The sequence below is a fragment of the Undibacterium sp. Tian12W genome (genome assembly GCF_049339405.1).
Classification (GTDB): Bacteria; Pseudomonadota; Gammaproteobacteria; order Burkholderiales; family Burkholderiaceae_D; genus Undibacterium.
Genome location: NZ_JBMPPK010000025.1, coordinates 80516 through 89118, shown reverse-complemented (window position 1 = coordinate 89118; position 8603 = coordinate 80516). Strand labels below are relative to the sequence as shown.

General features: G+C 49.2%; 6 protein-coding genes. All 6 read left to right on the top strand.

Annotation, left to right across the window (positions count from 1 at the left end; all coding sequences use genetic code 11):
- Positions 1-2000, top strand: a 2000-nt coding sequence (locus ACO0LI_RS26210; RefSeq protein WP_423036351.1) for a beta strand repeat-containing protein, incomplete at its 5' end; no start/stop codon positions are given.
- Positions 2001-2270: 270 nt separating this feature from the next.
- Positions 2271-3713, top strand: a complete 1443-nt coding sequence (locus tag ACO0LI_RS26205) for a tetratricopeptide repeat protein (RefSeq protein ID WP_423036349.1) — start codon at positions 2271-2273, stop codon at positions 3711-3713.
- A gap of 344 nt (positions 3714-4057) precedes the next feature.
- Complete coding sequence (locus tag ACO0LI_RS26200) at positions 4058-4762, top strand: SapC family protein (protein ID WP_423036347.1); 705 nt, start codon at positions 4058-4060, stop codon at positions 4760-4762.
- A 95-nt stretch (positions 4763-4857) separates the two neighbouring features.
- Positions 4858-5451, top strand: a complete 594-nt coding sequence (locus tag ACO0LI_RS26195; protein WP_423036345.1) for a class I SAM-dependent methyltransferase — start codon at positions 4858-4860, stop codon at positions 5449-5451.
- A gap of 16 nt (positions 5452-5467) precedes the next feature.
- Positions 5468-7123, top strand: coding sequence for a tetratricopeptide repeat protein (locus ACO0LI_RS26190; protein ID WP_423036343.1), 1656 nt, complete (start codon positions 5468-5470; stop codon positions 7121-7123).
- Between the two features lie 102 nt (positions 7124-7225).
- A complete protein-coding gene (locus tag ACO0LI_RS26185) occupies positions 7226-8533 on the top strand; it encodes a glycosyltransferase family 4 protein (RefSeq protein ID WP_423036341.1) in 1308 nt (435 codons plus the stop codon).
- Positions 8534-8603 lie beyond the last annotated feature (70 nt).

Genomic DNA, 8603 nt, shown 5'->3' with positions numbered 1-8603 from the left:
ACGTCACACTGGCCCGCGGCGCCAACTTCCTGAGCCTCGGCGCTGGTAATGACCGCGTTGTACTGTTGGGTAACTATGTTGCCGGTACATACAACACGACAGAAAACGGTGTGAACCTGAATGCACAATCCACAGCGACTGCAGTTGCTCGCGTTGTAACAGACACGATCAACCTGGGTACAGGCAACGATACACTGGTTACTTACGGTGCGATCAACCTGGCTGGCGCGCAATTGTCTGGTATTGAAAACATCACAGCAAACTCTGCTGTTGTAATCACTGCTTCCCAATACGCTGCTCTGGTTGCTGCCCGTGCTGCTCTGTCCCTGAGCACACCAGTGATCACATTCACAGGTAACGTTCCACATCAACTGACTATCGTTGATGATATCGCTGGCGTGAACAACATCGATCTGTCTTTGATCTCTGTTACTAGCGGCACATTGGTTATCGACACAACGTCTTCTTCCAATGCAACTGGTGGTGGCGTGAACAACACTACAGTTAGCAATGCAGTGACAGTGTCTGGCGGCGCAGTAGTAACAACAGGTGTTGTTGGTACTAACCCAGTGAATGGTGGCGGTACAGCATTGACTCCAACAGCATTCGTTGCTGGCGGTAATTACGCAAGTGCTGTTAATGTGAACGACAACTTCACAGGCACAGTAGCTAACCTGAACGGTACAACTATCAGTGGTAATGTCGGTGACACAGACACGATCAGCCTGACTGGTAACTCCACTGTTGCTATCGGTAACGGTTCAACTGGCGGTATCATCACCAACATCAAGTCTCTGATCACTGATAACACTGGTGGCTCTATCACTTTCGGTGCAGCTACTACTGGTATCACTACAGTTACTGGCGGTACAGGTGTTGATAACGTTGATCTGACAGTTGCTGGTACTTCCTTCCTGGCTGGTAACGTTAATCTGGGTGCTGGTGCTGGTCAAACATTGACACTGGGTGCATTCGCTTACACTGGTACTTTCAGTGCAGGTGCTGGCGTTACAGATACTCTGACATTGGCAGCTGGTGCAAACATCTCTGGTGCGAACATCTCTGGCTTTGAAAACCTGACATTGGCAGCAACCGGTAACTACACTCTGACTGCAGCGCAATACAATGCATTCACAGGTACTATCAATGCAGGCAATACAGAAACACTGACATTCACTACAGCCGGTACTATCGTAGCTGCTGCTGCGATCGAACGCTTCACACTGGCTAACGGTACTAACACATTCACTGCTGGTACTAACACAGTGAGCGTTGTTGGTGGCACAGGTAACGACACATTCAACTACACTGCAACTCAAATCGCCGGCGCAACAACGCTGGACGGCGGCTTGGGTATAGATACACTGAACATCGGTGCTATCGGTGCTAACTTGAATATCACTGCTCTGGTAACAGGCATTGAAACAGTGAACGTCACTGGCTCTGCAGCAACAGGCTGGACTTTCACTAACGAAAGCGGTGCTGGTGTAACTCTGAACTACGCTAAAGGCGCAACAGGCGACGTAGTTGTTCTGGGTACAGGCGGCCAAACAGTTAATCTGTTGGGCACAGCAGCGACAGCAGTAACAGTAACCGGCGGTACTGGTGCTGATACGATCAACCTGTCTGTAACTGCAACTGGTGCTGAAACTATCACTACTGGTTCTGTGATCTCCTCTATCGATACAGTAGCAAACTTCAAAGTTGCTGGCGCTGACGTGTTCAAAACTGGTACAGCAGCAACAACGCTGAACCTGTTGTCTATCGCTACTGCTGACGTATCTACTCTGGCAGCAGCAATCGCTACAGCAGCAACTGCAGCTGGCGCGGCTCTGGCAGCGAATACTCAGGCTTACGTTATCACTGTAGCCGCAGGTACAGCAGCTGGTACTTATGCTTTCCAAAACATCGGTGGCACTGTAGGTACTGTTGATGCAACTGACTTTATCGTTAAAATCACTGGCGCAGGTTCCATCGTCGCTGGCGACTTCATCGCTTAATTCAGTAAGCTATGCAAGAAAATGGGTAGCTTGCTACCCACGCAGCAGGGAGAAAACATCCTCTCTGCTGTGTAAAAATAAAAACCCCACCTCTGTAAAGCGGTGGGGTTTTTTATGATGGTTGATTCTTGCCGACAGCGGTACTTTTGTTGAAGGTTTTTGTTTGAGATTTTTATTTAATTTTGACGATTAAATTCTGCAGCTCAAGCCCAGTCTTTGCTAGCATGCAGCTTCGTCTATCCTGAATCCTTGGTTTTGCCAGCCCTGCGAATGCCTATGAAAAAATTGAGCCGTAATGATCCCTGTTCCTGTGGCAGTGGGAAGAAATACAAGCAATGTTGCATGGCTGCATACGACGCCGCGCAGGCGCAGGCTGACAAGCAAAACCAGGATGCGCAAAAACAGATTGCTGCCTGGGTGGAGCAGGGCATGGACTTGCACCGTAATGGGCAAATTGAGGCAGCAAGGCAAATCTATCAACAAATTCTGGCGTTACAGCCAGGGCATGCAGACACATTGCATTTATTTGGAGTGACCGCTCACCAGCTCGGAGAATACGCTAACGCTATAGAATTTATCCAGCGCTCTTTGCAAGCTAATCCCCGGAATTTTTACGCCCTGAATAACCTTGGATCGGCATTGCGGGAGTCTGGCCAATTGGTGGAGGCACTCGCATGTTTCCTGCAAGCCTGCAAGCTCAAGGCCGACTATGCTGAAGCACACAGTAATATTGGCAATGTATATAAAGACATGGGGCAGCAGGAAGAGGCGATATCCGCCTACAAACTGGCAAGCAGCCTTAATCCATCACTGGCCGAGCCCTGGAATAACCTGGCTTTGATTTATCAAAAGCGTAAGGACATAGATCAGGCCATACTATGTGCAGAGCGTGCTGCTGCGCTGCAGCCCAACCATGCAGAGATTCATAATAGTCTGGGTAATATTTACAAGGATGCCGGCCAGACTGCGCAGGCAATCAGCAGCTATCAGCGTGCCGTCGCCCTTGACCCGGAACACGGCAATGCCTTGCATTTCATCCATGTTCTCAGTGGGCAGGCTAGTGCTCAGGCACCAGTCAACTATGTCAGTAAAGTATTTGATGATTATGCAGAGCGTTTTGACCAGCATTTGCAAGAAGTGCTGGAATACCAGATTCCTGTCATTATCGGGCAGGAGCTCAGGCAATTACGCGTGGCTGACACGAAGGCATGGCGCATATTGGATCTGGGTTGCGGCACCGGCTTGGTCGCGAAAGAACTTGCACCACTGGCTGCGAGTCTCGTTGGCGTTGATCTGTCAGAAAAAATGCTGGCAAAAGCCCAGGCCAGGCAGCTGTATCACAGGTTGATCAAGGCCGATTTGCTGGGCATGACGCAACAAGAAGCAAGTGCAAGCTATGAAGTCGTGACTGCGGCCGATGTATTTGTATATCTGGGGCAACTTGACAATATCATTGCCGAGGTCAGTCGTTTGTTGATCCGCGATGGCTTGTTTGCCTTTTCTGTCGAATCTGCAGATGGAGGTTCTGCTACCACTCCCGATAGCACAGGCTATACGCTACGCAATAGTGGCCGTTATGCGCATCAACTCAATTACCTGGACAAATTGGCCTCAGAACATGGATTTGCATCTTTGCAATGTTTGCCACAGACCATCAGAATGGAAAATTTGCAGGCCATTCCGGGCTATCTGCTGATATGGCGTAAGCGCTAGCATTGGCGACTGGACTGCTATGATGCCATTACCGCTCTGGTATCAAAATCTGGCATTGACCGTATCTGCTAACAAAGTTGCACCTGCACCCTGGCCTGCCTTGATTTTGCAGCACATAGATGCCCCAAACTGCCTGTATGCTGAAAAAAGCGCCATCGCTTTAAGCTGCTGATACAATACTGCACTTGATTTTGACCAAAACGTCTTCATTTCAATGTAAGTAGTCGCTTTTTGCGTGTTTTGATCAAAATAAATACTGATTTGCGATTTAATGTCATCTAAGCCTGGCGCTTAACCCATGCCGTCAATGGAAATGGGCTTTTTCTAGTTATTGGAGTTTTACTATGTTTCAAAATGCTCAAACCCTGGACAAGAACCTGCATGCATCTTTGCGCTTTCAACCAGCTGCTGACTTTGCTTTTGCCCGTAGCCTGACGACTGCCCCACTGGCACCGACAGAAATTCCTGAGGCAGCACAGTTCTATCCAGTCTTGTTCTCACAATCCGGCTTGCTCAATCCGATTGCCGTACTGGGTTTGAGAGAACGCAATGTATTCCTGAATGAAAAAAATGAATGGACTGAGGCCTATGTACCAGTTCATGTACGTCGCTACCCATTCATCCTGGGTCGTATCGGTGACACTGATGACTATGTGCTGGCTGCTGATATGGATGCGCCACAGTTCAACACCAAAGAGGGTGAACTGGTATTTACAGACAAAGCAGAATTCAACCCCAGCTTTGGCAAGGTACTGGAGCTGTTGAACAGCTATGAGAAAAACCTGCGTGAAGGCCGCGTCATTCTGAATGAATTGGAAACCACAGGCGTATTGGTTGCCAAAGACCTCAACTTCCGTGAAGGCGATGAAGTTCACCTGATCGGTGGCTTCCGTATTGTCGATCGTGAAAAAGTCCTGGCACTTGATGATGCAACACTGGCGCGTTGGGTGCGTAGTGGTTTGATGTCCCTGCTGGAATTGCACTGGGCGTCTTTCCGTCATCTGCCTAAAGTGGCGCTGGCATCTTCACGTCCAGATCAGGTACAGTAATCTGTATTTGACTTGATATAGAATGTGCATGGAAAATGGGGCTATATGCCCCATTTTTTTTGGTTTAAATTTTGGTTTAAATTACAGGTGATCCTTTGAAATTACTACACGTAGGCTGCGGTCCGCAAAACAAGTCAGGTACTACACCTTTCTTTCAGTCAGATGAATGGCAGGAAGTACGCTTCGATATCGATCCTAAGGTCAATCCTGATATCCAGGGGACTTTGACTGATATGAGTGCTGTTGAGACAGGCTCCATAGACGCGGTTTATTCCTCCCATAATATTGAACACCTGTATCCGCACGAAGTACCGGTTGCACTGAAGGAAATTATGCGTGTGCTCAAGGATGACGGCATCTTTGTCGTGACTTGTCCTGATATGGTATCGGTCTGCAAACTGGTGGCTGAGGACAAATTACTCGAACCCGCCTACATATCACCCGCCGGGCCGATTGCACCTATCGATATCCTGTACGGACATCGCGCAGCCATGGAAAGAGGCAATTTGTTTATGGCCCACCGTTGTGGTTTTACCCAAAAAGTATTGATGAATACCCTTGCTGGTGCAGGCTTTCAGACAGTGGTAGCGGCGTCGCGCCCGTCAGCCTTTGATTTGTGGGCCGTGGGATGCAAGAGTGCCAGGCCTATTCCTGAGGTCGAGAATTTATTGCGCGCGCAACTGAAATAAACTTCAAGCGCTGAATATGCATAAGAAAAAAATACCTGCTGTAGCCAAAGGTACGAACTCTGCTACCCATGCACGGGTAAACCAGGCAGCACAGTTGCTGCAAAAGGCGTTGGTATTGCATCAGGCCGGGAATCTGGCTGATGCTGCTGCCATCTATCAGCAAATACTGATCATTGATGCCCGGCATTTTGAAGCCCTGCAATTCCTGGGCATGATTAAGCGCAGCACGGGTGCTTTGCAAGAGGCGATTGAACTACTGACCTTGGCGGCCTCCATCAATCCAGCCAATACCATCATACATGCCTCACTCGGCAATGTTTTAATGGACCTTGAGCGCCACGCCGATGCCATTGTCAGCTATGACCGTTTCTTGTCGGCCACGCCTGACTTTGCCGAAGTTCTCAACAATAAGGCGAATGCATTAAGTGCCTTGGGGCGAGAAGCAGAGGCCATGGCATGTTACGAGCATGTGCTGCGTCAACAGCCAGATTTTTCTGATGCGCATTTTAATCGCGGTAATCTGTACATGGACATGCGCCTGTATGCGCAGGCCCTGGCTGACTATGAACAGGTGCTGCGTAGTCATCCTGGTCATTTTCAATCTTGGAATAATCGTGGCAACGCGCTGCTGAAACTGGAAAGACTGCCTGAGGCCAGGCAAAGTTACCAGCAAGGATTAAGCATCGCGCCCGACAATCCAGAATTGCACGCTTGCTTGGCTCACGCCTATAAAATCACTGGCCAGTTAAATGAGGCGGTTCAGCATTATGCCAAAGTGCTGGAACTGACCACGACCGGTTTTCCCAGGCAAAATGCCGCATTACAACTGGCGATCCTGCACTATGTCTTTGGTAACCCGGCCAATGTAGATGCTTTGCTGCAAGTGGCAAAGGACATGCTGGGCAATGCGCTGATTAAAGACAAGGGTTCTTTGATTTACTGCGCCTTCATGTTGAAAATTCAATTATGGTGGCAAATGTACAGACAGCAGGTGCAAGCCCTGCAAGCACAAGGCACACTGTATGTCATAGGTGAGAGTCACATCTTGTCGGCCCATAATCTGCTGGTCACGTATCAGGGCCAACATCTGCAATGCAAAGGGCTGTGGATAGAAGGTTGTACGCAATGGCAAATCGGCAAAGTCGAAACCAATCATTACCAGCAATTAATGCAGCAATATCTGCAGGCCCTGCCTGTTGCGTCGAACGTGCTGATTAGCATAGGTGAAATTGATTGCCGCATTGATAGCGGCATCCTGACAGCCAGTAAAAAATCTGCAAACAGCAACACTACTGACGCCCACAACGCCCCTAACTCCCCCAATATCAGCCTGGCACAGCGGGTGCAGGACGTCATAGTGGCCTTCCTGGATTTTATTATTGTCCATGCGCAGCCGCGCCAGCTCACGCTCATCATCAGCGGTGTGCCGGCGTATTTAATCAATGAAAATGGCTATGCAGCAGATCAGTTGCAGGAATTTGGTCAGTTTCTGACACTGTTCAATACCAGTCTGAAACAGCAGGTAGCAGAACGGGGTCTGGATTTTCTTGATGTGTTTACCCTGACCGATGGCGGTGGCGGTAAAGCGAATCAGCAATGGCATATAGACGAGCATCATTTGCGACCTGATGCTGTTATCGAAGCGTTTTCCAGGCATTTGCTTGTTGCCTGAATATTTGCCTGCAGGATGAGTGCATCGGCATGACTCTGTGCTGCCGAATAGCGTTTATACTGTAGCAATTTACGAAGTTCGTATTCCTACTAAATTTGCGCTATGAAAATCCTGTTCGTTCACCAAAATTTTCCAGGTCAGTTTGTCCATCTTGCGCCAGCACTGGCTGCAGACCCGGCGAATGAAGTTGTCGCACTGACCATGCAAAAGGCTGCTCCGTTGCTGTGGAATGGCGTCAAGGTATTCTCATACCAGGTTGCGCGTGGTACCAGTGCTGAAACCCATCCCTGGCTGGCCGATAGTGAGCCCAAGGTCATCCGTGGTGAAGCTGCCATGCGTGCCGCGCTTCAATTGCGTGAGCAGGGTTTTGTACCTGATGTCATCATCGCCCATCCAGGCTGGGGTGAAAGCCTGTTCCTGAAAAAAGTATGGCCCACAGCCAAGCTTGGCATCTACGCCGAATTCTTTTATCACGCACAAGGAGCGGATGTCGGGTTTGATCCTGAGTTCTCTTCCAATGCGATTGAGCAAGCCTGCAAGATACAACTCAAGAATATCAATAACCTCTTGCATATAGAAATGGCGGATGCTGCCATTTCTCCTACGCACTGGCAGGCCAGCACCTTCCCAAGCGCCTTCCGTGAGCGCATCAGCGTTATTCATGACGGCATCAATACGGATATGGTCGCTCCCAATCCCGGTGTTGCCCTGGCCCTGGGGGGAGGATTGAAGCTGACCCGTGATGATGAAGTAATCACCTTCGTCAACCGCAATCTCGAACCATACCGCGGCTATCATATTTTCATGCGTGCCTTGCCGCAGATATTGGCCCAGCGCCCCAATGCCCACGTACTAATGGTCGGTGGGGATGATGTCAGTTACGGTGCCAAGTCTGAAACCGGCAGGTCGTGGAAAGAGATCTTCCTCAGCGAAGTAAGTCCGCAACTACCGGAAAGCGCGCGCGAACGCATACATTTCCTGGGGAATATTCCTTACCAGCATTTTATTCCCTTGCTGCAATTGTCGCGCGTTCATGTCTATCTGACTTACCCCTTCGTCTTGTCATGGAGTCTGCTTGAGGCTATGAGCGCAGGATGCGCCATCGTCGCGTCGAATACCCAGCCTTTGAGAGAGGCCATACGTCACAATGAAACGGGCAGGCTGGTCGATTTTTTTGATGTGGCTGCACTGAGCCAGGAAGTCTGTGATTTACTCGATCAGCCAGAAGAAAGGCAGCGTCTGGGTGAAAATGCCCGTCGTTTTGCCTGTGAATTTTATGATCTGCAAAAAGTATGTTTGCCAGCGCAAATAGAATGGGTATATGGCCTGGTTGAAGACACAAAAGTTAACTTAAAAAATGATATATCTGCACAAGCACTAGTAAACACAGTAGTAATTGAGTTAAAATAATATCGTAGCCAGCAAGACCATTAAGAACTCGGCGCCCCGCAACGGATATTGCGGGGCGTTTTTTTTCGCA